1 protein-coding gene is annotated in these 255 nt (G+C 40.4%); it reads left to right on the top strand.

Features of this window, described 5'->3' with window-relative positions; all coding sequences use genetic code 11:
• On the top strand, positions 1–255 hold a 255-nt coding region (locus tag ACEN36_RS13130), incomplete at both ends, for a transposase (RefSeq protein WP_407103316.1).

The following is a 255-nucleotide window of genomic DNA, read 5'->3' on the forward strand; positions in this document are numbered from 1 at the left end:
CAAAGAAAGACCAAACCAGAGACAAAGAAATCGAATATCGCGATAATGCAGATCGTGTAGAAGTTGAGCGCGGCTTCAGTTTACTGAAGCGTTGTTTCGGTATGGAAAATATCCGCACCAAACTCCGTGAAACTACCTTGACTACGATTGCCTTATCCGTCATTGCGATGAATGTAGATAACATTAATCGCAATCGCTTGCGCTCTTTTTTTGGACAACTGAAAAATCGGAAAAAAAGCTGTTTAGTTCTATTGA

This window comes from Desemzia sp. FAM 23989 (genome assembly GCF_045528345.1).
Taxonomy (GTDB): Bacteria; Bacillota; Bacilli; order Lactobacillales; family Carnobacteriaceae; genus Desemzia.